The organism is Nitrospirota bacterium, from assembly GCA_035873375.1.
GTDB lineage: Bacteria > Nitrospirota > Thermodesulfovibrionia > Thermodesulfovibrionales > JdFR-85 > BMS3Bbin07.
This window is the reverse complement of the sequence record JAYWMQ010000052.1, coordinates 29,141-55,698: the sequence shown is the minus strand read 5'-3', so window position 1 is coordinate 55,698 and position 26,558 is coordinate 29,141. Positions and strand designations below refer to the sequence as shown.

The 26,558-nt window shown below is 47.3% G+C and carries 19 protein-coding genes; 15 read left to right on the top strand and 4 right to left on the bottom strand.

Annotated features, from left to right (window positions below; genetic code table 11):
• The first annotated feature begins 52 nt into the window (after nt 1–52).
• The 6 genes from cooS (at nt 53) to VST71_11015 (ending at nt 9,376) form a co-directional block, all read left to right on the top strand.
• Nucleotides 53–2,041, top strand: coding sequence for an anaerobic carbon-monoxide dehydrogenase catalytic subunit (gene cooS, locus VST71_11040; protein MEC4686254.1), 1,989 nt, complete (start codon nt 53–55; stop codon nt 2,039–2,041).
• A 50-nt stretch (nt 2,042–2,091) separates the two neighbouring features.
• Nucleotides 2,092–2,577 (top strand): NAD(P)H-dependent oxidoreductase subunit E, encoded by a 486-nt coding sequence (locus VST71_11035; GenBank protein MEC4686253.1) that lies wholly within the window; start codon nt 2,092–2,094, stop codon nt 2,575–2,577.
• Between the two features lie 65 nt (nt 2,578–2,642).
• Nucleotides 2,643–4,523: an NADH-ubiquinone oxidoreductase-F iron-sulfur binding region domain-containing protein gene (locus tag VST71_11030; protein ID MEC4686252.1), complete on the top strand. Its 1,881-nt coding sequence runs from the start codon at nt 2,643–2,645 to the stop codon at nt 4,521–4,523.
• Between the two features lie 139 nt (nt 4,524–4,662).
• Nucleotides 4,663–5,256: an NADH-ubiquinone oxidoreductase-F iron-sulfur binding region domain-containing protein gene (locus VST71_11025; protein ID MEC4686251.1), complete on the top strand. Its 594-nt coding sequence runs from the start codon at nt 4,663–4,665 to the stop codon at nt 5,254–5,256.
• 86 nt (nt 5,257–5,342) lie between these two features.
• Nucleotides 5,343–7,352 carry a molybdopterin-dependent oxidoreductase gene (locus VST71_11020; GenBank protein MEC4686250.1) on the top strand — a complete coding sequence of 670 codons (2,010 nt, stop codon included), beginning with the start codon at nt 5,343–5,345 and terminating at the stop codon, nt 7,350–7,352.
• 119 nt (nt 7,353–7,471) lie between these two features.
• Nucleotides 7,472–9,376, top strand: a complete 1,905-nt coding sequence (locus tag VST71_11015; protein MEC4686249.1) for a hypothetical protein — start codon at nt 7,472–7,474, stop codon at nt 9,374–9,376.
• Here VST71_11015 and glp read toward each other — a convergent pair.
• Both glp and VST71_11005 read right to left on the bottom strand, forming a co-directional pair.
• Nucleotides 9,357–10,625, bottom strand: a complete 1,269-nt coding sequence (gene glp, locus VST71_11010) for a gephyrin-like molybdotransferase Glp (GenBank protein ID MEC4686248.1) — start codon at nt 10,623–10,625, stop codon at nt 9,357–9,359. The genes VST71_11015 and glp overlap by 20 nt on opposite strands.
• A gap of 9 nt (nt 10,626–10,634) precedes the next feature.
• A complete protein-coding gene (locus VST71_11005; protein ID MEC4686247.1) occupies nt 10,635–11,435 on the bottom strand; it encodes a zinc dependent phospholipase C family protein in 801 nt (266 codons plus the stop codon).
• A gap of 224 nt (nt 11,436–11,659) precedes the next feature.
• Between VST71_11005 and galT the strand changes: the two genes are divergently transcribed.
• The 7 genes from galT (at nt 11,660) to VST71_10970 (ending at nt 21,109) form a co-directional block, all read left to right on the top strand.
• Nucleotides 11,660–12,661, top strand: a complete 1,002-nt coding sequence (gene galT / locus VST71_11000) for a galactose-1-phosphate uridylyltransferase (GenBank protein ID MEC4686246.1) — start codon at nt 11,660–11,662, stop codon at nt 12,659–12,661.
• A complete protein-coding gene (glgA, locus tag VST71_10995; protein MEC4686245.1) occupies nt 12,658–14,097 on the top strand; it encodes a glycogen synthase GlgA in 1,440 nt (479 codons plus the stop codon). The genes galT and glgA overlap by 4 nt, the downstream gene beginning before the upstream one ends.
• A complete protein-coding gene (locus VST71_10990) occupies nt 14,094–18,272 on the top strand; it encodes a PAS domain S-box protein (protein ID MEC4686244.1) in 4,179 nt (1,392 codons plus the stop codon). The genes glgA and VST71_10990 overlap by 4 nt, the downstream gene beginning before the upstream one ends.
• A gap of 16 nt (nt 18,273–18,288) precedes the next feature.
• Nucleotides 18,289–18,636: a response regulator gene (locus tag VST71_10985; GenBank protein ID MEC4686243.1), complete on the top strand. Its 348-nt coding sequence runs from the start codon at nt 18,289–18,291 to the stop codon at nt 18,634–18,636.
• 1 nt (nt 18,637) lies between these two features.
• Nucleotides 18,638–19,840, top strand: a complete 1,203-nt coding sequence (locus tag VST71_10980) for a class I SAM-dependent RNA methyltransferase (GenBank protein ID MEC4686242.1) — start codon at nt 18,638–18,640, stop codon at nt 19,838–19,840.
• Between the two features lie 88 nt (nt 19,841–19,928).
• The gene (locus tag VST71_10975; protein ID MEC4686241.1) at nt 19,929–20,420 is read left to right on the top strand and encodes a hypothetical protein; all 492 of its coding nucleotides are present in this window, start codon (nt 19,929–19,931) and stop codon (nt 20,418–20,420) included.
• Between the two features lie 74 nt (nt 20,421–20,494).
• On the top strand, nt 20,495–21,109 hold the full coding sequence (locus VST71_10970; GenBank protein ID MEC4686240.1) for a flavin prenyltransferase UbiX: 615 nt from the start codon (nt 20,495–20,497) through the stop codon (nt 21,107–21,109).
• A gap of 265 nt (nt 21,110–21,374) precedes the next feature.
• Here VST71_10970 and VST71_10965 read toward each other — a convergent pair whose 3' ends face one another.
• Nucleotides 21,375–22,817, bottom strand: coding sequence for a menaquinone biosynthesis decarboxylase (locus tag VST71_10965; GenBank protein MEC4686239.1), 1,443 nt, complete (start codon nt 22,815–22,817; stop codon nt 21,375–21,377).
• Between the two features lie 328 nt (nt 22,818–23,145).
• Here VST71_10965 and VST71_10960 point away from each other — a divergent pair, with 328 nt between their 5' ends.
• Both VST71_10960 and VST71_10955 read left to right on the top strand, forming a co-directional pair.
• Nucleotides 23,146–23,643 (top strand): rhodanese-like domain-containing protein, encoded by a 498-nt coding sequence (locus VST71_10960; protein ID MEC4686238.1) that lies wholly within the window; start codon nt 23,146–23,148, stop codon nt 23,641–23,643.
• A 106-nt stretch (nt 23,644–23,749) separates the two neighbouring features.
• Nucleotides 23,750–25,462 (top strand): glycosyltransferase family 39 protein, encoded by a 1,713-nt coding sequence (locus VST71_10955; protein ID MEC4686237.1) that lies wholly within the window; start codon nt 23,750–23,752, stop codon nt 25,460–25,462.
• 6 nt (nt 25,463–25,468) lie between these two features.
• On the opposite strand, the gene VST71_10950 is transcribed toward VST71_10955, so the two are convergent.
• Nucleotides 25,469–26,557: a radical SAM protein gene (locus VST71_10950; GenBank protein MEC4686236.1), complete on the bottom strand. Its 1,089-nt coding sequence runs from the start codon at nt 26,555–26,557 to the stop codon at nt 25,469–25,471.
• Between the last annotated feature and the right edge of the window lies 1 nt (nt 26,558).

Here is a 26,558-nt window from a genome sequence, read left to right as displayed (position 1 = left end):
AAACTGAAAATTGTCAATCGAAAATCGTCAATAATAAAAACGGAGGTTTAAGATGTCTGAAAAGGTAATAAAAAGTGCCGACAAGGTTGCCGAGGAGATAGTGGAGTGGGCAGAGTCGCATGGTCTTGAGACAGCCTTTGACAGGGCGGAGAAATTAAAGCCATGCCCGATAGGACACTCGGGGGCATGCTGCAAGATCTGTTTTATGGGGCCCTGCAGGCTTGTTGGTTCCGATGCTGAAGAGAATGCCGAAGGTGTATGCGGAGCAACCCTTCCGGTCGTGACTGCCAGGAATTTCCTGAGGATGGTGGCTGCAGGCACGGCAGCTCATAGTGACCATGCGAGGGATATGGCCTATACACTCCTTGCGGCATCCACAGGGGAGGCCCCGGACTTTACGATCAAGGACGAAGGGAAGCTGAAAAAACTGGCCGGTATACTCGATATTTCAACTGAGGGCAGGACAAAGGAAGATATAGCAAAAGAGGTGGCAGAGAATATTATCGCGCAGTTTGGCCAGCAGAGGGGAGAGATATCCTTTATCAAGAGGGCACCGGAGAAGCGTCAGGAGATCTGGCGCAAGTGGGGAATAGTGCCCAGGGGTGTAGACCGTGAGGTTGCCGAGGCCATGCACAGGACAAACATGGGTGTGGACCAGGACCCTGAAAACCTTATGACCTCTGCACTGAGGGTCTCTCTTGCCGATGGGTGGGCCGGCTCAATGTTCAGCACCGACATTACAGACATACTCTTTGGCACCCCATCGCCAAAACGTTCTGAGGCGAGTATAGGAATCATGAAGGAAGATGAGGTCAATGTTGTGGTTCATGGCCATGAGCCTTCACTTGCTGAGATGATGGTTGAGGCCTCTCAGGAGTCCGGGATGCTTGAATATGCAAGTCAGAAAGGGGCAAAGGGGATTAACCTGGTCGGGATGTGCTGTACTGCCAATGAGGTCCTGATGAGGCACGGGATTCCCACAGCCGGTGGATTCCTTAACCAGGAGCTGGCTGTAATGACGGGCCTTGCAGAGACAATAATGGTGGATGTCCAGTGTATAATGCCGGCAATTGCCCAGGCTGCAAAGAAGTTCCATACAAAAATAGTGACCACATCCAGCAAGGGGAAGATGATTGATGCAGTTCATATAGAGTACGATGAACACAGGGCAAAAGAGGTGGCAAGAGAGGTGCTGAGGCTTGCCATTGATAACTATGCCAACCGTACCACAGAGGGAAGCAGGGTGCATGAGACCACTCCGGTGATTGCAGGGTTTTCACATGAGTATATTGAATACATGCAGGGCGGGAGGTTCAGGGCGTCTTTCAGACCCCTAAATGATGCCATTATAGCAGGAAGGATCAGGGGCGTTGTGGCGATAGTTGGCTGTAACAACCCGCGCATTGCCCAGGACAGTATGCATAATTACCTTGCAGAGGAGTTTGTCAGAAATGACGTTCTTGTAGTGTCAACCGGGTGCGGTGCTGCGGCATGTGCCAAGGCGGGCTTTATGACACCTGAGACAGCCCTTGAGATGGCGGGGCCGGGACTCAGAGAGGTCTGTGAGGCCATTGGGGTGCCGCCGGTACTTCATCTTGGTTCGTGTGTTGACAATTCAAGGATACTTACCGTGGTAACTCAGATGGTCGAGGAAGGAGGGCTTGGCGATGATATTTCCGGTCTGCCGGCAGTCGGTATTGCGCCTGAATGGATGAGTGAGAAGGCCCTTGCAATCGGATGTTACTTTGTTGCTTCAGGGGTGTATGTTATTTTTGGTTCAGAGAGCCCTGTTGCGGCAAGCAGTCAGGTGCAGGAGATAATGACAAAACAGTGGGAAGAGAGGTTTGGCGGAAAGTTTGACTTTATTCCGGACCCTGAAGAGATATTGAAGAAGACACTTGAAGCCATAGACATTAAGCGTGATGGACTGAAACTCAGAAAATATGAGCCTGGCAGATTTGGTACCGAGAGAAAACTGATGACCATGGCAGACAGGCGTAAGCTTGAGGCAGCAGCAAGACCGCATGAAGGGGTGAAGTAACTCGAGATTTTAGATTTTAGCATTCAACATTATTAAATTCGGGGGATACTATGGACATAGAAGGTCTTGACATTGAAAGAGAGATTGGAAAGGTTGGACGGGTAATATGTGAGCATGACAGGAAAAAGGGATTATTGATACCCATTCTCCACAGGATACAGGAGGATTACGGGTTTCTTCCCGGAGAGGCCCTTGAGAGGCTTTCCAGAAAGCTTGATCTGCCCCTGGCAGAGATTTACAGCGTGGCAAGTTTTTATGGTCAGTTTCATTTTACGCCAAGGGGCCGCAAGATTGTGAGGGTCTGTATGGGGACTGCCTGTCATGTTCGTGGTGCCGGAAAGGTGCTTGAGGTACTTGAGAAGGAGTTTAATGTTGGTGTTGGCGAGACCACGGAAGACCTTGCAATGACGCTTGAGACAGTCGGGTGTGTTGGTTGTTGCGGACTTGCCCCGGTTGCCACGGTGAATGATGAGGTTGTGGGCGAGATTGGACCGAAGAAGGTCGATGAGCTTATAAAGATGATTGAAGAAGAGTAAAGTGATGAGGATTCGCTTTTCTCTATAATTAACAGTAATTACAAACAAACCCGGTGAGGAGTGATATGGCAAGACTGAAAAACATGGAAGACCTGAAAAATCTGAGACTCCTGCTCAAGGATGAGACATTTAAGGAAGACAAGGAGAGGATCCGGGTCTGTACAGGTACAGCCTGTATGGCCTCAGGTGCAAGGAAGGTAGTTGATAATATCGAAAAGAGTGCTGCGGACAAGGGAATCGACGTAGATATTGTCAAGACAGGCTGTCAGGGACTCTGTCAGAAGGGTCCACTCATGAAGGTTGAGCCGACTGGTTATTTCTATCAGAGGGTCAAGACCGAGGATGCACAGGAAATTGTCACAAATACACTTGCAGCGGGCTTTCCGGTAAGGCACCTCCTTTACAGGGATTCGATCCTTCATGAACCCTATGAGATGGCTGACGAGTTACCTTTTTATAAAAAACAGTACAGGATTGCACTAAAATACAACGGAGTTGTTGATCCCAATAATATAGACCACTACATAGCTGTTGGCGGCTACACCGCACTTGAAAAGGCCCTTACCGGCATGACCCCTGAAGCGATCCTCGATGAAGTGGACAAGGCAAACCTGCGCGGACGTGGTGGTGCAGGTTTCCCTGCCGGAAAGAAGTGGCGGCATACTGTAAAGGCCTCCGGAGATATAAAATTTGTGGTTGCCAATGGGGATGAGGGTGATCCAGGGGCGTTTATGGACAGGGCCATCATGGAGGGTGACCCCCATAGCCTTATAGAGGGGATGTTGATCTGTGCGCGTGCAATTAATGCAGAGTTTGGTTTTATTTACGTCCGTCATGAGTATCCGCTTGCAGTGAAGAACCTGAAGACAGCCATAGGTCAGGCTGAAGATCTGGGCCTCCTTGGTGATAATATACTTGGTACTGATTTCAGTTTTCACCTTGACTTACGTGAGGGTGCAGGTGCCTTTGTCTGTGGAGAATCAACTGCCCTTGTGGCCTCTATCGAGGGAGAGCGCGGATTCCCGAGGCCGAGACCTCCGAGACTCTCAGAGCCAGGCGGAGGCTTGTGGGGGTATCCGACCAACCTCAACAATATCGAGACATATGTCTGTGTACCTCCGATAATAGAAAAGGGTGCTGACTGGTTCCTGTCGATAGGAACCAAAAATTCGCCCGGGACAAAGGTCTTTGCCCTGACGGGCAAGGTCAAGAATACCGGTCTTGTCGAGGTTCCGATGGGAACCACTCTCAGGGAGATAATATTTGAGATCGGCGGCGGAATTATGGGAAATAAAAAATTCAAGGCTGTACAGACCGGGGGACCGTCAGGTGGCTGCATACCTGAGAGTTATCTCGATAACCCGGTTGACTTTGATTCCCTCAGGGAGCTTGGCTCCATGATGGGCTCCGGCGGGATGGTGGTTGTGGATGAGGATACCTGTATGGTTGATATGGCAAGGTATTTTCTTTCTTTTACTCAATCCGAGTCCTGCGGCAAGTGTCCGCCATGCAGGATTGGTACCTCGCAGATGCTCGAAATCCTTGAGAGGATAGTCAGCGGCAAGGGCGCACACGGGGATATCGAGAGGCTTGAAGAACTTGGCAGGCTTATCCAGGAGGGCTCACTCTGCGGTCTTGGTCAGAGTGCTTCCAACCCTGTGTTGAGTACACTGAGGTATTTCAGGGAGGAGTATGAAGAGCACATCTATGATAAGTACTGCAGGGCAAAGGCCTGTAACGGTCTTGGCCGCTACAGAATAGATCATACCGAATGTTTCCTCTGTGGCCTCTGCAAGCAGGCATGTGCATTTGGAGCTGTAAGGGAACTGAAGGATAAGTTCTTTATTGACGAGGCGTACTGTACAAAGTGTAAGGCGTGTTATGCCGCATGCCCGGTTGATGCAGTAAAGATAGAGAAGGTTGCCGGAGAAGCAGGAAAGGTTTAAAAATAAATTTATAGATTGAAGATTGGGAAATAAAAGCCCGGAATCAGTGAGTTTACAGAATAAATTTACAATTTCAGATCTGAGATTTCCAATCCTCAATGAGGTTTAACATGGCTTAAACTGTTACAGCGGAGGTATTATGCCTGAAACAAAAGAGAAGAATTTAAAAGAGATATTTGAAGAGATTGAGGAGCAGAAGTGTGTTGTCCGGAAAGGCCTTAGACTGCTTGAGGAGTTTATAGATGGTCCGATGTGCGGAAGGTGTCTTCCATGTCCGATGGGCAGTTATGAGATGAGAATAAGGCTCAAAAGGCTTTCAGAAGGCAGGGGGACAGAGGAGGATATCCGGGTTATCGGCGATATTGCCCCGAAGATGCTCGAGACCTCGATGTGTAAGAAGGGGAAAGATACAGCAAGGTTCTTTATTGATACACTTGATGAGATGTCTGAAGAATACACAGTACATGCAGGGGGTGCATGCCCTGCCAGGGAGTGCAATGCCCTCTTTGTATACAAGGTTATCCCCCATAAGTGCACCATGTGTGGTGACTGTCTGGAGGCCTGCAAGGATTTTGCCATTATTGGAGAAAAAAAGCTTCCTTACAGATTGGGGTATCTGCCCTTTGAGATTGCAGAGATGAGGTGCACCAGGTGCGGAGAGTGTATAAAAGTCTGTAAGGACGATGCCATTGAGATTGTGGATATCAGGGAGATGGAGAAAGTAGAGGCATAAGGTAATCTCGTAAACCAGCGAAAATCTGCGGCCTGGGATAAGGGTGGTAGTTTAAATTTTAGAGTATAACTTAAGGAGGACCGAGTATGGGTAAGATGGTTAAAATCAGTATAAACGGTGCAGAGTATAAAGTTCCCGCAGGTATGAATCTTATTGATGCCGCTGAGAGCGTGGGTGTTCATATACCGAACTTCTGTTATCTGAAGGGTATGAGGGGTATCGGCGCTTGCAGGATGTGTATGGTTGAGATTGGCGGCAGGTTGACCACAGGATGTATCATGAAGACGAAAGCAGGGATGGATGTTGTTACCGACAATGAAAAGATCAGGGAGCTCAGAAAGTTCGTTATAGACCTGATCCTCTCAATGCATCCCCTTGACTGCATGACATGTACAAAGGCAGGGGTGTGTGAGCTCCAGAAGTATGCCTATGACTTTGAGATAAAGGAATCATCATTTACGAGAAAGAAGTTCGGGTTTCCGGTTGATAACAAAAATCCATTCATCAATCGTGACCCTGATTACTGTATCCTTTGCGGACGTTGTGTAAGGGTATGCAAGGAGCAGGGAACGTCAGTCCTTGACTTCCAGGGCCGTGGGGTGGGTTCAAGGGTGGTTACAGCAGAAGACAAACCCCTTCAGGAGGGAGGCTGTACCTTCTGCGGCAGTTGTGTTGACGCCTGTCCGGTAAACGCACTCCTTGAGGCTGACCGGTGGCGCAAGGGCAGGGAGTGGGAGTATGAGAGATACAACTCTGTATGTCTCTCCTGCGGCAACGCCTGTGATACAGTCGTGAGCGTTCATGACAAGGATGTGGCAAAGGTGAATGCCGGAGCAGATGACGGCAGGGCCGGGCATTATATCTGTGCCTATGGAAGATTCGGTTTTGATTTTATAAATGCGGATACAAGGGTGATGAGTCCCCTGAAAAGGATTGATGGTGAGCTGAAGCCGGTCAGCTGGGATGAGGCATATGCAACAGCGGCTGATCTGCTCAGGAGTCCTTCTGATGCAGGGATTGTGACCACCGGAAATCTCCTTAACGAGGATATCCTTACTTTAAGGAACTTTGCCGGGACAACCGGAGTAAAAGACATTGATTCCACGGTGAGCCTCTATGCAGACGCACCTTCACTTTTAGGAGACGAGGTTGACCTGGAAGGTGCTGACCTTGTGCTGCTTGCCGGCATCAATCCGTCACAGTGGCAGAGGGTCTTTCCAGCACTTGATGCCACCCTGAGAAAGATGGTTTCAAGGGGGGCAAAGCTGGTAGTGATTAATTCAGGGCAGATAAGGCTTTCAGACGTAGCTATAAAGACCCTTCAGGGCGATGAGGCCGTTGTGCTTGGAGGTTTGGCAAAGGCATTGACAGGGCTGGGGCTCAAGGCACCTGAGGGGCTTGAGATACCTGAAGCGGAGTTGAGTGAGGATATGACAATGGTGGCAGAGATGTACTCAGTGGCAAAGTCACCTGTAATCCTCTCTTCCCCCCTGCTGTACGAGACCTCTGCCAATATATCCCTCCTGAAGGGTGATGCCCTGGCAGTGCCGATTGAGGCCAATGCCAAGGGGACGCTTCTTATGGGACTCAAAGGCGAGGGAGCAACGTATACCGGGATGACTTCCGGCGTGGCAAAAAAGATTCTCTATGCCGTTGGAGAAGTGCCTTTTAAGAGGCCTTCGGGTGTGGATTTTCTGATTGTTCAGCATTCACATCTCAGTGAGCTTGCAAAAGAGGCAGACCTTGTGCTTCCGGCAGCCACATCTTTTGAGACGGATGGCTCAGTTGTGGATTATACGGGGAGGCTCAAGACACTTGACAGGGCGATTGAACCTTTTGGAGAGGCCAAGGCCCACAGGGAGATACTTAAAGGCATTGCAAAAAAGATGAACATCGACCTGAAAGCGGCAAAGAGTGCTGACGTAAAAAAGGAGAAGAAGGCAGTCACTGCAGGGGCAAGACCCGTGCCCTTCAGCAAGAGAGAAGACCTTGCCTTTAACCCCGAAGAACTTGTTGAGGCCGTTAATACGACAATGATAAACGGTTCAAGGCTTCTGTGGCTGAAAGAGGTTGAACAGGCGGTTGCAGAGGTTTAGATAGATGTATGTTTAAGACATATGCTGGTATAAAGGGGGGTCTATAGATTCTATAGACCCCCCTTTTTTGTGACGGATTCGGGTATACTGAAAAAACGGATGCAGTTATACGGGAGTGGATGAAACAAGAAAGGGTTATAAAGTATTCAGTTCTGTTTGTCCTTTTTTTTGCGGGTATTGCCATTGGACTTTTACTCTGGAACAGGATCGAGCTGCCCTTTCAGAATCCGTGGGGTGTCAAGGGAAAACTCACGGAGATACAGTATAATCCATCTAACGATGTAGTGCGATTTGCAGTTTTTCTGTTGTCCCCGTTGCTGCTGCTCTTCATAGCATATCTTTTGGGCAGAAGGAAGCTTAATGATATCATCTTTGCGGAGTCCTCCAGTCCTGTCCGCGCTTCCCTGCATAATTTCCGGCCTCCGGTCAAGGCCCTCCTGTCAATCCTTCTCATTGTATTTTCGATAATTGTGGCACTTAATATCCCGACTTTCCATGCCTCGGGAAAATTTGATTCATTTCATGAGGGTGAAACCCTCGGGCCTGCCGTATCCTATATGGCAGGGCAGACCCCCTATAAGGATTTTATATTTCTCCACGGTCTTTATGAGAATCCCCTCCGTTCAGTGATAGCCTTTCGCCTGTTTGGTAAATCCATCGGTTCGGTAAGGACACTCGAGTCTATAGTAAAGATATTAACTTTTGTCTTGTTCTCCGTCTTCATGCTCCAGCTCTATCGTGGAAGGCACCTGTATTCATTTACTTCTGTTACTATATTGGCCTTGCTGCATAGTTCCTCGATGTTTCACCTTCTTCCCCTGGTCTTTATCAAGGCAAGGGATATAACTGTATTTCTATTCCTGATTACTATTGTAATACTGCAGGATATTGGCAAGGCACAGGCTTTCAGTGTAAAAGGATTTTTCATGGCAGGATTCCTGTTTTCATTCATCCCGCTGGCATCTTTTGGTTACTCAGTGGACAGGGGGGTCTTTCTGTTTGCAGCCTACCTGATCCTCTTTCCGGTGCTCTATGTTCTATATTTTCATAAAGGCAACCTTCGCAGGTATTTCCTGTTCTCTTCATTTCTGGGACTGCTGTCGGCAGTATTCCTGGTGGGATTTCTTCTTTGGGGAGGTCTTACCGACTTCTTCAAATATGTCTTCCTGACGATGCCGAGGTACAGGGAATTGATGAGCGGTTATGTGTATCCTGTTTTTAATAAATTGTTTCTTGCAGTCTCTGTCATTATAGCAGCGAATACGTTCTGGGTTGCGTTTAAATTTATGCAGGAACTACATCTCAATAACGGGAGGCTGAGAGGTTCGGTCAGGAGCTTTATGGAAAAATACCTTGTAGAGTTTTCAATGTTGATACTCTCTCTGTTCCTGTTCAGGTCTGCCCTGGGCCGTTCAGACTGGCCTCATGTTGCTTACAGCATTCCTGTAACTTATATCCTTTCTATTTATATTATCATAAAACATTACAGTCATAAATTCCTTCGTGGATATGCCTTTACGAAAACATACACCTATTTACTTGCCGCTGTAGTTGCGGTAATTTTCTCATTAGGTGTCTATCAAATATACAGGGGGGACCTGATCAAGGAGAACTTTCCGCTCGGCGTGAAGGATTCTGAAATCATTCCTGATAATTACAAGGCTACCATTTCGTTTTTGCGGAATAATTTAGCCCCTGATGAATCGTTCTTTACAATGACGGCCGAGGCAAGCTGGTATTATTTTATTGACAGGCCGTCTCCAAGCCGGTTTCCTGTAATAATATTTGCCATACCGTATTTCTATCAAAATGAAGTGATTAAAGGCCTTGAGAAGAATAATGTGAAGTTTGTTCTTTACAGGAACAGTCACTGGGCAAACAGGATTGACGGTTTTTCCAATGAGGAGAGATTACCGGTGATTGCAAAATACATCCGGGATACCTTTATCTTTTACAGAAAGATAGATGACAATGAGATATGGATCAGGAAGACGGAACACCCACTCAACCCGGACACTCGCTGAAGAGGTTTACCTCGACCGTTTCTCCCTCATATATACCGTTTTTATTAAGTGGAATTATTACAGTACCGTCTGCCTCCACAAGGGTTCTGATGAGTCCTGACTTGCCGAGGATCGGTCTGGCCCAGAGGCCGTCATCCCGTAATTCAAGGGCTACCCTGATATGGTCCTCCCTGCCGGTTGAAGAGGAGATGTTCCTGCCAAAAAATGCCCTTACGGTCCTGCCCGACGGCAGGCGTTTTTCCCTCATATTTTCACCTGAAATCTTTTTCAGTAGAGGTTCTATAAATGTCTCAAAGCAGACACTGACTGCTGCAGGGTGTCCTGGCAGCCCAAAGAGCGGGGTTCCGTTGACCATGCCCCCAATCAAGGGTTTACCGGGCTTTATACTTACTCCGTGAAAGAGGATGCCCGGATGTCCGAGTTCATCAATTACTCTTGAGGTGTAATCCCGGGTACCCACTGAGCTGCCCCCGGAGATTAGCACCATCTGCGCCTCCTGCATGCTCTCCCTGACCGTTGCCCGGAGCAGGTCAAAGTCATCGCTGATTATTCCCTTTTTAAGGGGGGTGCCGCCGCTGCGTATGATCAGGCCTGCAAGGTTGTAGGAGTTGATATCCCGTACCTCTCCGGCAGCAAGGGGTTTGCCGGGCGGCACGACCTCATCCCCGGTAGAGATGATGGCGACAACGGGTTTTCGGAAGACATCTATGTTGAGTATGCCAAGACCGGCAAGTGCTCCGATATCCTGGGGTCTGAGCCTCTGTCCGGACCCAAGTATGACCTCTCCCTCTTTAACATCCTCATCGGCAAGGATGACATTCTCGTTAGGTGCAACTGCCTTCATCACTTCCAGCATGTCTTCACCAACCCTGTTTGTGTGTTCATACATCACAACGGCATCTGCTCCGTCAGGGAGCATTCCCCCTGTAGGTATAACGGCTACCTCACCCCGAGTAAGGGAAAGATCGGGTTTTGTCCCCATATGTACCTCGCCTGTCACTGTCAGATATGCGGGCATACTGTCTGATGCCCCAAAAGTGTCTGTTGAATTGACGGCGTATCCATCCATTGTGGAGCGGTTGAAGCCGGGGAGGTTTTCAGGTGAGATTACATCTGCCGACAGTACCCTTCCATAGGCATTCTCTATGCCTGTGTTTTCAGTGGAGGGAATCTGCAATGCTTGTTCAAGAAGGAGAGAGAGGGCCTTTTCAACTGTGACAGCCTCTTCTCTGCCAAGGAGGTCTCTCATCTGAAAAAATTACTCTTTTCCGTGTCCAGGGGTGTTGACATCGTAGAGTCCCTTAAGGAGTTTCCCTATGCCCCGGGTCTCCATGTGGGATACAGGGTCTTTTCCGATAACATCCGAACACTCACCCTTTGTGAGTATATCGAGTATCCGCTCAAGTGAGTCCTTATGGAGGCCCTTTATCTTTTTGGAGTTCGGCATGTCCGGTAAGAAAAGATTGTTGTCTATAAAAGTATTCATTTTTTTCGGGGTGAGATAGGTAAGGAGTACCATCCCCTGATATATCCTCTTGTTGGTCCTTACAGAGAGGAAGGGGCTTTCGAGTGTTGATTCGAGGAAAGTGTCGTTTCTCCTCCGGACCTTTCTGTTGATGGAAACGGCCCTGAACCAGTATTTTCTTCCCACAAGACTGTCGGACTTCAGTTCAAAGACAGTATGTCCGATATGCCTCTTTCCCGAGGTCAGTTTCTCATGCGCTACGGTATCGGATGCAAGATGACTTATATATCCATAGACAAAGGCCTTCTGCTGTTGAGTCTCTGCTACATCCATGAGCTCAAAGGCGACATCCCAGCTATGGGAGTTTCTGTTGTAGGGAAGGAATTTTTTACCAAGGATTATGTCTGCCATCAGATTTCCGTAGAGAAAGTCATCCTTGTACCGCCGCAGAAGCTCATACAGGCCGGCAGGAAGGATTGAAGCAAGGGAAAGTATTTCGCTTCCAAGGTAGATGTGTGTGAGTGGTCCCCAGGCAAAGGCATAAGAAGGAATGAGTAAAAAAGATATAATAATTAAGAGCTTAAATATTTTCATCCATGTGCCCCTTCATGTACCCCTTTTTCATACTGTTTTTATTGTAACCTAAATGGTTCTTCTTTTGCCAGAAATAAAATATTGCCGCCGGATTCGGGTTATTCCGTATTGCAAACGTAACGTCTCATTTATCCGCTGCTTTTTGGTAAAATAGGAGACTATAGGCCGGAAACTTATTAACAGGTAATAAGAGCAATGACTTTATATACTTAAGGAGGTATGGTATGCCCGAGTTGAGGAAGGACCCGATTGTTGGAAGATGGGTCATTATATCGGTGGAAAGAGGGAAAAGACCCTCTGATTTTGCTTCTCCATCACAGAAAAGGAAGATTGCAGGATTCTGTCCCTTTTGTCCTGGTAATGAATACACCACACCTGAAGAGATAATGGCCTTCAGGGCCCATGAGGATCAGCGATCCGATGCAGCGGAATGGACGCTCAGGATAGTGCCTAACAAGTTTCCTGCCCTGCAGATTCATGGCGAACTTGACAAGACAGGTGAGGGCCTGTTTGACAAGATGAACGGAATTGGTGCTCACGAGGTAATTATTGAGACTTCAGACCATATGGGTTCTCTTGCCACCATGCCCCAGAAATCAGTTGAGGATGTGCTTTGGGCGTATGACCTGAGGATCAATGACCTTAAAAAAGACCCGAGGTTGAAATATGCACTTGTTTTCAAGAATGAGGGAGAGGCTGCCGGGGCGTCCCTTGAACATACGCACAGCCAGTTGATAGCACTTCCGATTGTGCCCAAGATCGTCAAGGAAGAGATAACTTCATCAAGGCATTACTATGACATGAAAGAGAGGTGCATATTTTGTGATGTCGTTGATCAGGAGATCGGGGATGGCAGAAGGGTGGTTTACGAAAATGAGCATTATCTTGCCATAGCTCCCTTTGCACCGCGTGCACCTTTTGAGACCTGGATACTGCCAAAGGAGCACGAATCCGCCTTCCAGCCTCATGGAAAGAGTTTTGCCCAGCTTGCAGAGATACTCCAGCGGGTGCTTAAGCAACTGGATAAGCTGCTCGATGTTCCACCGTATAATTTCATGATCCATACCTCACCCTTTACGGACGAGACCAATGAATATTATCACTGGCATATTGAGGTTATGCCGAAACTGACCAAGATAGCGGGTTTTGAATGGGGATCGGGATTTTATATAAACCCGACTCCGCCAGAGGAAGCCGCCAGGTATATGCGGGAAGCCCAGTTATGAGGGTTTTGATAGCGTCGAGCGAGGCTATCCCGTATTGTAAAACCGGGGGACTTGCAGATGTAGCCGGCGTTCTTTTCAAGGAGCTCAATGTCATGAATATTGATGCGAGGCTTATTCTGCCTCTTTACGGCAGTATAAGCAGGGATTTTGAGCTTACGGATACAGGAATCGAGCTGAGGATTTTTCTGAACAGGAGGTTTTATTCAGGGAGGGTATACACTCACAACAAGGCTATTTTTATAGGCTGTGACGAGTTGTATGGAAGGGAAGGTCTTTATGGTGACAAGACGGGTGACTTTGCGGACAATGCACTGAGGTTTTCTTACTTCTGCAAGGCAGTCCTTGAGGTATGCAAGGCAATTGATTTCAGGCCGGACATTATACACCTTAATGACTGGCAGACCGCGCTGGTCCCCCTTTATCTGAGAACAGAGTATAGCGGAGATGATTTTTTCAGGGATACGCTGACCTTGCTGACCATCCATAACCTCGGTTATCAGGGGTTGTTTCCTCCGGAGGATCTGTCAGCAACCGGTCTGGGACGGGAGGTCTTCAATCCGGATGGTATAGAGTTTTACGGAAAAGTGAATTTCCTGAAGGCTGGAATCCTTTATGCCGATATATTGAGCACCGTCAGCAGGAGATATGCTGAAGAGATTACCACACCTGAGTATGGTTTCGGACTGGACGGGATTCTGAGCAGGAGAAGAGATGTCCTCTTCGGGATACTGAACGGGATAGACTACAGGGAGTGGTCTCCCGAGGTTGATAGGCTTATACAGAGCAGATATTCTGCAGAGGACCTGAAGGGCAAGGCTTTATGCAAGGAAAAACTTATGAAACAATGTAATATCAAGTTGAAGAAGGGGGCACCGCTCCTCGCTTTTGTCGGCAGGCTCAGTGTGCAGAAGGGGGTTGAGCTGATAATTGAGGGGCTGGATAAGTTGATCGGCTACGGCTGTGGTGTAATACTCCTTGGAACAGGCACAAAAGAGGCTGAGGAGAGCCTGTTGTCGATATCCAGGGAGGGGAGGGAAAACCTTTACATCAGACTGGACTTTGATGAGGTCTTTGCCCACTCGGTATATGCGGGTTCAGACATGGTGATGATGCCGTCCAGATACGAGCCATGCGGTCTTGTTCAGATGATAGCCCTCAGATATGGGACAGTCCCTGTTGCAAGGAATACAGGGGGGCTTTCCGATACCATAGAGGATTATAATGCGCTTTGCGATACAGGTACAGGGTTTCTCTTTGATGACTATAACCTTGCCGTCTTTCTTGAGTCGATAAAAAGGGCGCTTACACTCTATCCCTTCAGCAGGAGATGGCAGAAGCTTATGAAGAGGGGAATGGAGAAGGATTTTTCATGGAGACGCTTTGCCTCCGAATACGTTGAACTTTACAAAAAGGCCCTTAAGGAACGGCTGAAATGAGTATAAGATTAAAACTCTCCATATTTCTGCTTGTCTTTATCCTTATTGCCTCCATGTTTGGCGGGGGTACCATGTTTATCTTCGACAGGATATCGAATAACCTCGATTTGCTCAAAAAAACCTCTGAGGAGTACAGGTTGCATGAGGAACTGAAGATGTCCATTGTGGAGTTTTCCACTTATGTGAAGAGCTGGGCCTTTACAGGTGAGCAGAGATATAGAAGGCTTTACAGGGATGGCCTCTCAAAGGTTTATCAGGACTTTGGTGCCCTTCAGGATTATGTTGCAGACAAGGATGTGCTGAAGGAGGTAGGTTCGAAATTCACTGAGTTGAACCGGACAGCCAGAAAGATATTCTCTTACTCAAGACCAAAAGGAAATCAGGCTGTACTCCACCTTGTGGGGCAGATTGAAGAGCAGGAACTGGATATATTGACCTCTGTGGAGGAGCTTCATACTGAATCCCTGAAAAATGTAACCATAGCAGTGAAGGAGACGGAAGAATCAAAGGCGAGATTGACGCTATATGTTGCAGTCCTTATTTTTATAACGATTTTTTCAGTAATTTTTCTTGTGCTTCTTATCACACGATCCATAGGCAGACCCTTCAAGGAGCTTCTTCTTTTTACAGAGAAGATTATCTCAGGCGAGGTAGATGCGATGACGGGAGTTGAGAGGAATGATGAGTTCGGCATCATTGCGAGGCGCTTTGGGCAGGTCTTGAGCAAACTGAAGGAGTCTGAGGAGAACTTGAGGAAAAGACTTTCAGAGACGGAGCTGCTCTTTGAGGTCACCCGTATTGCAAGCTCAACACTTGAGCTGAAGGAATCCCTGAAACTGATAACCGAAACCGTGGCTGACTGGAAGGGTCTTGATTATGTGGGTGTGTATCTCCTGAATGTGGAGGGACAGGTATTTACCTTGCAGGCTTTAAACAGGGATGCGGACATCTTTGAGAGGAGCTTTGCCGTGGACAGTGGGGAGCTGTGCAGAAAGATACTTGATACGAGAGAGCCTGTGTATAAGGAGATGCCGACGGAAAGGGAAGTCGCCTTTATAAAGCGCAGTCTGGGCTCACTCATCCTCTTTCCGATTATAAGGGAGGGCCGTTGCCTGGGGCTCTTTTTTATCGGTGTTGAGGCCGTAAGGAAGTTTACAGAGAATGAGCTGAACATAGCAAATATTCTCTCAAATACAATAGGTACCATTGTCAGAAATGCAGAGCTCTATGTCTCTGCCATGGACCAGCTCAACAAGATAACAGTCCTTTATGAGCTATCCAGGGACCTTACAACCCTGCTTGACCTTGAAGATCTTTTAAAGAGGGTTGTCTTTGAAGTGACGCGTCTTCTCCACGCAAAGGGCTGCATTATAAGACTTCAGGAGGACCATGCCCTGAAGATAAAGGCCCATTATGGTGTTCCGGTGGATTTTATAAAGGGGATGGAGACGGAGGTTGGAGAGGGGATTGCCGGTAAGGTTTCAAGCTCCGGTAAGTCCATGCTTGTTGAGAACGTAGCAGAGATGCCGGAAGATACACGGGTTCCGGTGCTTGAGGCAAAATCAGTGGTCTGTGTTCCCCTGAAGATAGGCAATGAGGTTATAGGAACAATCGGGTTATATGACAAGAAAGGGCCGGAGGGGGAGATTATAACCTTTAATCTTGACGACCTCAGGACTACGGAAGGCATTGCCTCCCTCATATCCCTTGCCATTGAAAAGGCCAGAATTTTTGAGAAGGAAAAAGAGAAGGAACAGGAAGCGCTGGAGGCAAAGAAGAGGCTGGATATCCTCTTTGAGAGCGTTCAGGGTGGTATTGTCACCCTTGACAGAAATTACACGCTCCTTTCCATCAACCGTTTTGTGGAAGAGTTTCTTCATATGCAGTCTGAGGATGTAGTGGGCAGAAGTGCCCTGGAGATATTTCATGAAAAAGGAGGAATATGTCCACATTGTGCAGCAAAACTCACCTTTGAGACCGGCGATATAAATATTATCACCCAATCCAAGGGGGCGAATTATGCTGAATTGAGTTCCTATCCCATTAAGGATGAAGAGGGTGATGTGGTTGAGGCGGTTGTCCTGATCCAGGATATTACGGACAGGGTACTGTACCAGGAGGAGATACTTGCCCTCTACAAGGAAGTAGCACAGACAAAGGAGTATCTGGAGAGCCTGATAGATAATTCGGCTGATGCCATTGTGACTACAGACCTGAAGGGGGTCGTTACTTCCTGGAACAGGGGTGCAGAAAGAATATACGGCTTTACAGAGGAGGAAGCGATCGGGTCTTTTCTACCCTTTATCCCTGATTTTCTCCTGGAGACAGAGATGCAGTACATAGAGAGAATCAAGCAGGGCGAAACAATAAAAAATATAGAGACACTGCGTAAGAAGAGAGACGGCGCCATGATCGAGGTAAGCCTTACCCTTTCACCAATCAAGGATGCCTCCGGAGAAGTTATAGGAATAAGCGGTATATCCAGGGATATATCTGAAAAGAAAAAAGTTGAAAAAGAGCTTATCAGGAGAAATCAGGAACTTTCGAGGCTTTTCTTTATAAGTTCAGCCATGAGGGGGACACTTGAGCTCGAAAGACTCCTCAGGATGGTCCTGACCGCTGTAACCATGAGTGACGGCCTTGGTTTCAACAGGGCCATCCTCTTTTTGCTGGATGAAGAGAAGTCCGTGCTCAGGGGGACAATGGGTGTTGGTCCCGCAACTCCTGAAGAGGCCTGGCAGATATGGGAGAGGCTTTCAATCGAGAAGAAGAGCCTGCCGGAGATACTGAGAGACATAGAGGAGGGGCCCCTGAGAAAGGACTCCTTCCTTGACAGATTGAGTACCGGGATCGAGGTTGACCTCAAGGATGATACGGCACTGTCACGTGCCGTCAGGGAGAGGAAGAGCTTTAATATACATGATGTCAAGCACGACGACCTTGCTGATCCTGCTGTTATTCAACTCCTTGGTACAGAGGCTTACGCTGTTGTTCCGCTCATTGCAAGGAACAAGGTCATAGGGGTGTTGTGGGTGGATAACTACTTTAACCGCAAACCCATTACGGATGAAGACATGAGATTCCTTTCCGGGTTTTCAGACCAGATTGCATCTGCCATAGAGAGCGCAAGGCTCTTTGAGAAAGTAAAGTTGGCAGAGTCTGAACTTGAGAATATATTTGAATCCATATCCGACCTGCTTTATATAACCACAGAGGATTATACGATCAGAAATATAAACAGGGCTGTTGTTGAGAAGATAGGGAGAAAGAAGGAGGAGATAGTCGGACGTAAGTGTTATGAGATATTTCATGGCATGGACAGACCTTACGAAAAATGCCCGCATCACAAGACAGTGAAGACACAGAAGGCCTATATCGAGGAGCTTGAGGATACATACAGGGGTGGGACTTTTTTGACATCCACCTCTCCGCTTTTCGACTCCTCAAGTAATTTTATGGGAACCGTCCATATTGTCAGGGATATCAGTGAACTGAAGAAGTTGAGAGAAAAACTCGCCATGGCTGAAAAGATGGCTGCCCTTGGTGAGGTGGCTGCAAAGGTTGCCCATGAGATAAGAAATCCCCTTGTCTCTATTGGCGGTTTCTCAAGGAGGCTTGAAAAGAGGCTTGACGGAAAGCTGCTGGAGTATGCCTCTGTAATCACCAGGGAGGTGGACAGGCTTGAGGAGATACTCAAGGAGATATTGAGCTTTGTCAGAGATGTGAGAATATCCAAGGAACATCTTGAAGGGGTTAAAATAATCGAGGATATCCTTTCGCTCTTTTCACAGGAGATAAAAAAGAGGGGGGTTGTTCTTGAAACGGATTTTAAGGATCCTCTCTCGCTTGAGGTTGATCCAAACAGGATAAAAGAGGCGCTGATAAATATAATAAATAATGCAATACAGATAATGGGTGAGGGAGACCACCTGATCATAAGGACATACAGAGAGCAGGATTACGGAGTGATTGAGGTAAGCGATACAGGGCCCGGCATCAACGGGAAGGACCTTCCTTATATCTTTGATCCCTTCTTTACCACGAAGATTGATGGAACAGGGCTTGGGCTTGCCATTGCACACCGTATAATTGAGGAGCATCAGGGAAAAATAGACGTCTATAGTACCCCGGGCGAGGGAACGACCTTCAAGATATATTTACCATATAAAAACTAATACAGGGGGTGTAAAGATGAAGATACTTATAGTAGATGATGACCCTTCAATAAGGATGCTTTACAAGGAAGAACTTGAGGATGAAGGCTATGAAGTGGTTACCGCGAGTTCCGGCGAAGAGGCCTTGAGGCTTTTTGAGGAAGAGAACCCTGATCTCGTTACACTGGATATATTGATGCCGGATATGGATGGGATTCAGGTGTTGAGGAAGATGAAGGAGAAGAGGCCCCGGTTGCCCATAATCATGTCAACTGCCTATGATTACCGTGACGATTTTGCTGTATGGGCGTCGGAGGCGTATGTGGTGAAATCATCTGACACCACCGAGCTTAAAGAGACAATCAAAAAGCTCCTCAAGAAATAATATGAGACTTGAGGCACTTATTCCCCTTTACGGTGGATACACACTCAGCCGTGATGACGGTGTAATCTTTATCAGGGGTGCCCTTCCTGGTGAGGTTGTGGAGGCTGAGGTGGTGGAAAAAAAGAGGGATTATTCAGTTGCCTCTGTCACGGAAGTGCTTGAGCCCTCTCCAGACAGGATTGTGCCTGCCTGTCCTGTCTTCGGGATATGCGGAGGCTGCCATTATCAGTATATAGCCTATCATAGGCAGGTGAGCATGAAGGAGGAGGTTGTACTTGATTGTATTGAAAGGATTGGCAAAACAGAGCTGTCGCTTGATCCGTCCCTGATATCATCGCCATGGCATTACAGAAAGAGGGCTCAGTTCAAGGTTTCTGCAGATGGAAGGATAGGGTTTTACAGGACGCTGTCACATGAGGTTGTGGAATTTGAGGAGTGCCTCCTTTTGAGTCCAGAGATAAACACCTTCCTTAAACATATCAAGTCTCTTGGAATGCCCCACGGGGTGAAAGAGATTCATTTGCAGTCAGGTGATATATTGCTGGCTGCGGTAAAAGGGGATACGTTTGATGCCGGGATTGCTGCGGAAAGACTCAGGGATGCAGGTGTTTCCGGTATATCTTTTAAAAACGGAACCGTTGAGGGTGCCGGACAGATATGTCTTGACCTTGACGGTTATCATTATATGGTCTCACCAGGGTCCTTTTTTCAGGTCAACTGGGGGCTTAATCATAAGCTCTTGTCGGCTATCTCATCCTTTGTAAGCAGTATAAGGCCTGATAGGGTAATCGATCTTTACTGTGGCGCAGGGAACTTTTCCATTCCCCTTTCCCCCTTTGCAGGTGAGATAGTGGGTGTGGAGGAAAATCCCTTTTCCTTCAGAGATGGAAAGGAAAATATAGAGTTAAACAGGATCGGGAATGTCAGGCTTGTAAACAGGAGGGTTGAAGACTTTGAGCCAGGGAAGGATACTGACATGATTATCCTTGACCCACCACGTGCAGGGCTGACGAAGAGGGTGCTCAGGGGGATTATAGAGGCCTCTCCCTCATGGCTGGTGTACGTGTCCTGTAATCCTTCAACCTTTGCACGGGACATTGGACGTTTGAAGGAGCACTATGTTCCGGATTCCGTGAGGGTGGTTGATATGTTTCCCCAGACTTATCACATTGAGGTGCTCGGGATCCTTAAGAAGACAAGTTAATTTTAAGCGGTAATGGCTGCAGGAGTGTTGCAAAGGGGAGGGGCGTGGTTGAACGGATAGCCCTGTTTGGGTTAAAGTACAATGGTTTATGTCTTTAATATGCGATACAGGACCACAGGGAAGACATGAGATAGTAATCAGTGAGAGCCTTTCAACAAAAGAGGCCCATAAGGCATTGTTCTGTTTTGACGATGGGGCCTATCAGGTTGTTGAGGAAGGACTTTTCGATGTTTTACAGCAATCAGCAAGTGACGGGGCTCTTAAAATACATGTCTCGGGTGGCTGGGAATGGATGCTCTGCCTTGCCCTCTGGAAAGAGGGAAGACCGGCAAGGGGAGAGGTTTTTTTCCTCCTGAAAACACTCGGCCTGAGTGATGACGACCTGCGGCCCTTCACCTCCTCGGATTGTAATGATATTTTCCATTACCTCTATTATGGCCGGCGTTTTGATGTGCTCAGGAGGCTCTGTAACAAGGCAAAAAGGGTCTCCGAGACACGGATTATTCATACCGGAAGTATCAGGATCAATTGTCATCTCGTTGCAGGGGAGACCGGACAGATTGTGGCGAGCAGTCTCTGAAGGTGCTGAAGACCCTCGTGAAGGGTAAGAATAGAATTTAGTCCGCAGATAGAAAATATAGGGATAGGTGTTAAATGAGGAGATATATTCTTGCAATAACTGGTGCAACCGGTCCTGTTATGGGGCTGAGAATACTTGAAAGACTGGTTGAGGACTCCGAGGTTCATCTCATCCTTTCAGGGCCCGCCATCTCGATAATAAGGGAAGAGGTGGGCCTTGATCTTTCAGAAAAGCCGGAAGAGAGGCTTAAGACCTGGCTTAAGGAGAAAAAGTCAGACGGCAATGCACTATCTTCCTTTGATGGTCTTTTTGTACATAACGGGCAGAATTTATGGGCCCCTGTCTCAAGTGGTTCCTTTCGGATCGATGCGATGTTCATAGTTCCCTGTACCATGAAGACCCTCTCTGCTATAGCAAACGGATATGCCGACAGCCTTATAGAGAGGGCTGCCGATGTTTCAATAAAAGAGGGCAGACCCCTTATCCTTTCGCCCCGGGAGACCCCGCTCAGTGCCATCCATCTTGAAAACATGCTCAAGCTTGCAAGGCTTGGCGTGAGGATAGTGCCCCCTGTTGCCGGTTTTTACAGCAAGCCGGAAAGCATTGATGATATGGTCGATTTTATGGCAGGAAAGGTCCTTGATCAGATGCGTATTGACCATGACCTGTATAAAAGGTGGCAACAGTAAGTCAAACTTGCAGAACCCGGCCTGGTGCCGGCTTCAGGCCCTGTTACAGGGCCTCAGCGCTATCCTCTCCCACATCTCTTCAGTGAGTTCATCAATATACTCACTGATGGTAAAGGTATTGCTGCACTCCGTGCAGCAGAGCTTTGCCGTCCGTCAGCCAATATAAAGCTTCAGCTCAGCACTGCAGTTTCTGCAAACAGGCTTCTTCTCTTCCAAATCTCCCGGTCTCAAAAGTCTCTAAATCTCCATTACTCCAGTTCTATTATCAGAACCCATACTCCTTCCATCTCTCATCCACAAGCTTTTTTATCTCCGGCGTCATCACAACGTCATCCGGCCACTCACGTGTAAAGCCCTCTGTCTTCCATTTTTTTGTGGCATCTATGCCCATCTTGCCTCCGTAAGCAGGTATCCGTGAGGCGTGCTCAAGCACATCCAGCGGGCCCTCAAGTATCACAACGTCCTTCGAGGGGTCGACATTGTTGCCTAACCTCCATACGACTTCACCGGGGTCCTGGACATTGACCCAGCTGTCAACTATCACTATCATCTTCGTGAAGCTCATTTGCCCCATTCCCCATAGTGCATACATTACCTTGCGCGCATGTCCGGGGTAACGTTTGTCAATGGATATGATGGCGATATTGTGAAATACTCCCTCAACCGGGAGGTTCATATCAAGAACTTCGGGAAGCTGTTTCTTCAGGAGGGGTAAAAATATCCTTTCCGTGGCCTTTGCCATGTAGCAGTCTTCCATCGGAGGCTTGCCGACGATTGTTGCCGGATAGATTGCATCCCTTCGGTGGGTTATACAGGTGATGTGGAAGACCGGAAATTCATCCTGTAATGAGTAATACCCTGTATGGTCACCAAATGGGCCCTCGACCTTCCTCTCCTTTGGTGTACAATAACCCTCAAGCACTATCTCTGCATTTGCAGGGACCTCAAGGTCTACAGTCTCGCATTTAACGAGCTCAACCGGCGATTTTCTTAAAAACCCTGCAAAGAGCATCTCGTCTATACCCTCCGGGAGCGGGGCTGTTGAAGAATACATGACTGCAGGGTCAGCCCCGATGGCAACAGCCACTTCCAGTCTCTTTCCCAGTTTTTCAGCCTTACGGTAATGCCTTGCACCATCTTTGTGCATATGCCAGTGCATCCCTGTTGTCCTTGAGTCATAGACCTGCATACGATACATCCCGCAGTTACGCTCACCTGTTTCCGGGTCCTTTGTGAAGACCATTGGAAGGGTTATAAACCTTCCTCCATCCTCAGGCCATGTCTTGAGTACCGGAAAGATGTCAAGAGAAGGGTTTTCCCGTGTAATCACCTCTTTGCAGACACCGTTCTTTACATATTTGGGGAGAAAATCGCTCAACTGCTTGAGTTTTGGCAGGGCCTTGAGCTTCTGCATGAAATTCGTAGGGATCTCCGGTTCCAGAAACTCCAGAATCTCCCTGCCGATATCATCAAGGTTTTCAACTTCAAGGGCAAGGTTCATCCGTTCGTATGAGCCGAAGAGGTTTACGATGCAGGGGAATTTTGCTCCCCTTGGATTTTCAAAAAGTAGGGCGGGCCCTCCTGCCTTTACCACACGGTCGTTAATCTCTGCAATCTCAAAGACAGGGTCAACCTCGGCCGTTATCCGCTTCAGTAATCCCTTTTTTTCAAGAAGGGTTATAAATTCCCTCAGGTCTTTATATGCCATGTTATCCTCCTGTTATACCGTCTGCATGAACTCGATAGGGTATTCTTTTCACGGTTATATTATATATTTACCTGTCTGTTTTTAGAAAGAAATTAACGGTGTAGAGGGCCGGATACTAAAAGTCTTGAAAAAGTTTGCCTTTTAGTATAGAATTTCTTTATACTTTTGCGTGAAACAGAAAAAGGGCTGTAGCTTATACGTCTGGTCTCGATTATGAAAGGTGGTGGTAGAGTATGTGATTGTAGGTGAAGCAAAAGAGTATTTTGTTAGGAGATGTCTTAATAATCCGGGATTAAAAAACTGAAAATTACTATGGAGGAGCTTTGGGATGAGGAACACTTTGAAGGTATTTATGACGGTAGTGGCACTATTGGCTTTTTTATCACCTGCCTATGCGCTTAGCCCGGCAGCAGTAAAAGAGCTTGATGCCGTGCTGAGTCAGGGGCCGGCTAAAAAACATTTCCAGGTTAATGCAAATCAGCTATACAAATGGATTAAGGCAAAGAAGAAGGACTTCCTTGTAGTGGATGTAAGAATGCCTAAGGCTTACAAGGCTGGACACGTTCCAGGGGCGATCAATATTCCATACAGTGAGATACTCAAACCTGAAAACCTCAAAAAGCTGCCTAAGAACAAGATACTTGTCCTGTATTGTTACACGGGGCAGACTCAGAATCTCCCGATAGTCGCCTTGCGTGCACTTGGGTATGATGCCCGTGTGATGTCATTCGGCTATACATCATGGGGGAAAGGTTTCTGGGGTGGTAACATGATGAAGAGGGCTATTGGTAATGCTGCCCGAAAGAACTTCCCGGTAGAAAGGTAAAACTATTAATCTTTGGGCAGGGAGGGGATGGTATATCCTCTCCCTGTTCAAAGTAATCCCTGCCTCTGCTCAATCCTGATTACGCAGTTATAAAAGGTAAAAAAAGATGGATACGGACCAATCTGATATCAAGACAGCCCCTTATTTTCTGATAATTTCCTTTTTTACACTGGCCACGCCTGTAATACTTTATTCAATTCGCTTTCTTGACGATAACAGGCTGACGAGGTGGCAGTGGGTATTTGCCGATATTAATGCATTCAGAGTTTTTCTGCTCCTGATTCCCGTTATTATAATTGCCTATGGCTTGTCAAAGGTCTCTTTTTTTGATCACAATCCGCTCTTCCTTTTTATCTCTTCCTTTATGATTGCAGCGGTCTTCTGGAGTGAGCCTGAGGTAATTGTGGATACCTCAAGATATTTTACACAGGCCAAGCATCTGGAACTGTATGGGTTTAAATATTTCTTTAATGAATGGGGAGGCAATATTCTGGCATGGACTGATTTGCCCCTTATACCCTTCCTTTACGGAATTATTCTTAAGGTGTTTGGGGAACAGAGGATATATATCCAGGCATTCACAACACTTCTCTTTTCACTGTCAGTTGTGCTCACATACCTGATCGGCAGGACACTCTGGGACGAAGATACGGGTTTTTATGCCGGGCTTCTCATGTTAGGGGTCCCGTATCTCTTTGTCCAGATACCGTTTATGATGGTTGATGTGCCGACGATGTTCTTCCTGACTCTCTCAATCTTTACTTTTCTCATGGCAATGGAGTACGGGGGGGCAGGGTGGATAATATCCTCGGCGATCGCCATATTCCTTGTCTTCTTTTGCAAGTACTCGACCTGGCCGATGCTTTCGGTCCTCTGTATCATACTGCTGGTGTACCTGAGAAAAGACTGGAGGGGGCCACTTCTCAGAAGCTCTGTAATTGCCCTGCTTGCAGGATTGCTCATCAGTGTGGTTATTTTACTGAAGTTTGACTTCTTTTTAGGACAGATTAAATTCCTCTTCAGCTATCAGATGCCGGGGCTGAGGCGGTGGGGAGAGACTTTTGCTTCAACCTTCCTCTTTCAGATAAACCCCTTTATTACTGCTGCAGCGTTATATTCCCTCTATGTTGCATTCAGAAAAAAGGATATGAAATATTTGATCATAAGCTACCTGATCCTTCTTGTTCTTCTGTTTCAGATAAGGAGGATACGGTATGTCATCCCGCTGTTGCCGATGCTGACATTAATGGCCTCTTACGGACTGAGAAATATCAGGGCCAAAGAGGTCAGGAAGTTTATAGTGTTTTGTGTTATAGGCTCTTCACTTGTACTGGCCATATCTGTATATCTTCCCTTTCTGCAGAAATACAGTACAGTAAACCTGAGGGAAGCTGGCAGGTATCTGGATTCGCTTGAAATCGGGGATGCTGAGGTCTTTACCCTGCCGCAGAAGAGGTCTTTTGTTAACCCTGCTGTTGCCGTACCTATCCTGGACCTTTTTACGGACAGGAAGCTTTTGTACAATTATGAGGTGAACAAGAGGTTTGGACGTCCCATACCGGCAGAAAGAGTCAAAAAATCATCCCTGAGATTTACCTGGCTGTACAGGAATCCCGTATATTACAGAAGCGGCCTGAAAAAGCCGGGCCAAGCCGGTGCAGTAGTTGTAATATCGCAGAGGGTGGGTCAGCCCCTTCCAGGCTATGTCAGGAAGAGGGTGAGGGGATATCATCTCTCCAGGGTCTTTAGCACGGCTACAGGGGTATTCAGATACAGGACAATCGTAAAGGTCTATGAACGCAACAGGGGTGCCAAGTAGCTTTAATCAGATTTTCACGTACTCTTTCAGCAGAGTGGGATACATTGTGGGATTAAAGAGGATGTTTATCATGAAATAACACTCATGTGTACAGAAGCAGCCCTTTTCCCTTATTGAACGTACGACCTCTCGTGCCTGGGTGGTCTTCAACATCCCTTTAATATCATAGCCGTCTTTTCTGACATTGCCGAGTTTCATTTTCGGGGTAAAGGACTCGCAGGGATAAACGTCTCCGTCTTCTGTGATGACTATGTTCAACTTGCCTGCATAGCAGGGTATTATCTGTTTGTTCTTTACCTGTGTCTCATAAATAAGTCTTCGCTGCACGATATCCTGGGCTGCCTTGAGTTTTGCCCCCTTGAACCGATAAGTAGGCGCCTTTTTATCCCTGAGATCCGTCGCCATCTGTTCAATTAGCCTGTTATACTTTTCCGTGTCAACCTCTTTCAATGCACCGTCTGAAACATCTCCTCTTATCAGGGAGACAGTATGGGTCTTGATCTTGTCCAGGCCGCCCACGATTTGCAGGATTTCATCCATGTAGTCCTGGTTTATTGAACAGAATACAGAGTTTATACCGAGTTCAAAGTTCGGGTATTTGTCAATGAGCTTTCCGAGCGCCCTATAGGTCGCCATCATCTTCCTGAAACTGCCTTTGACCCCCCGGATTGTGTCGTGTATCTCCTCGGGTCCGTCTAAGGAGAGTTTTATGGTGACGACACTGTTTTTGCAGAGTTTCAGTATCTTCTCTGCCTGGTTCCTTATAACATCGGTCAGTAAGCCATTGGTTGGCAAAAGGATTATAGCGGGTTTGTTCTGTTCATAAAAGACCTTGACTATCTCATAAAGATCTTTCCTCAGGAACAATTCTCCGCCGGATAAGGCCAGCCAGAGCAGATTTCCCATTGAAGAGGATACCTTTTCTATCTCTTCGAGTGTCAGTTCAGCAGCCTCTGCGCTTGCGTAGTTGTCAGCAGAGAGGTAGAAGCAGAAAGGACACCTTGCATTGCAGCGTTTGGTCAGAAACAGGGTGAGGTGAATGGGGTTGTGTTTCCAGAATATCGAACCAACATGTCTGAACGGTGAGTAGGACATT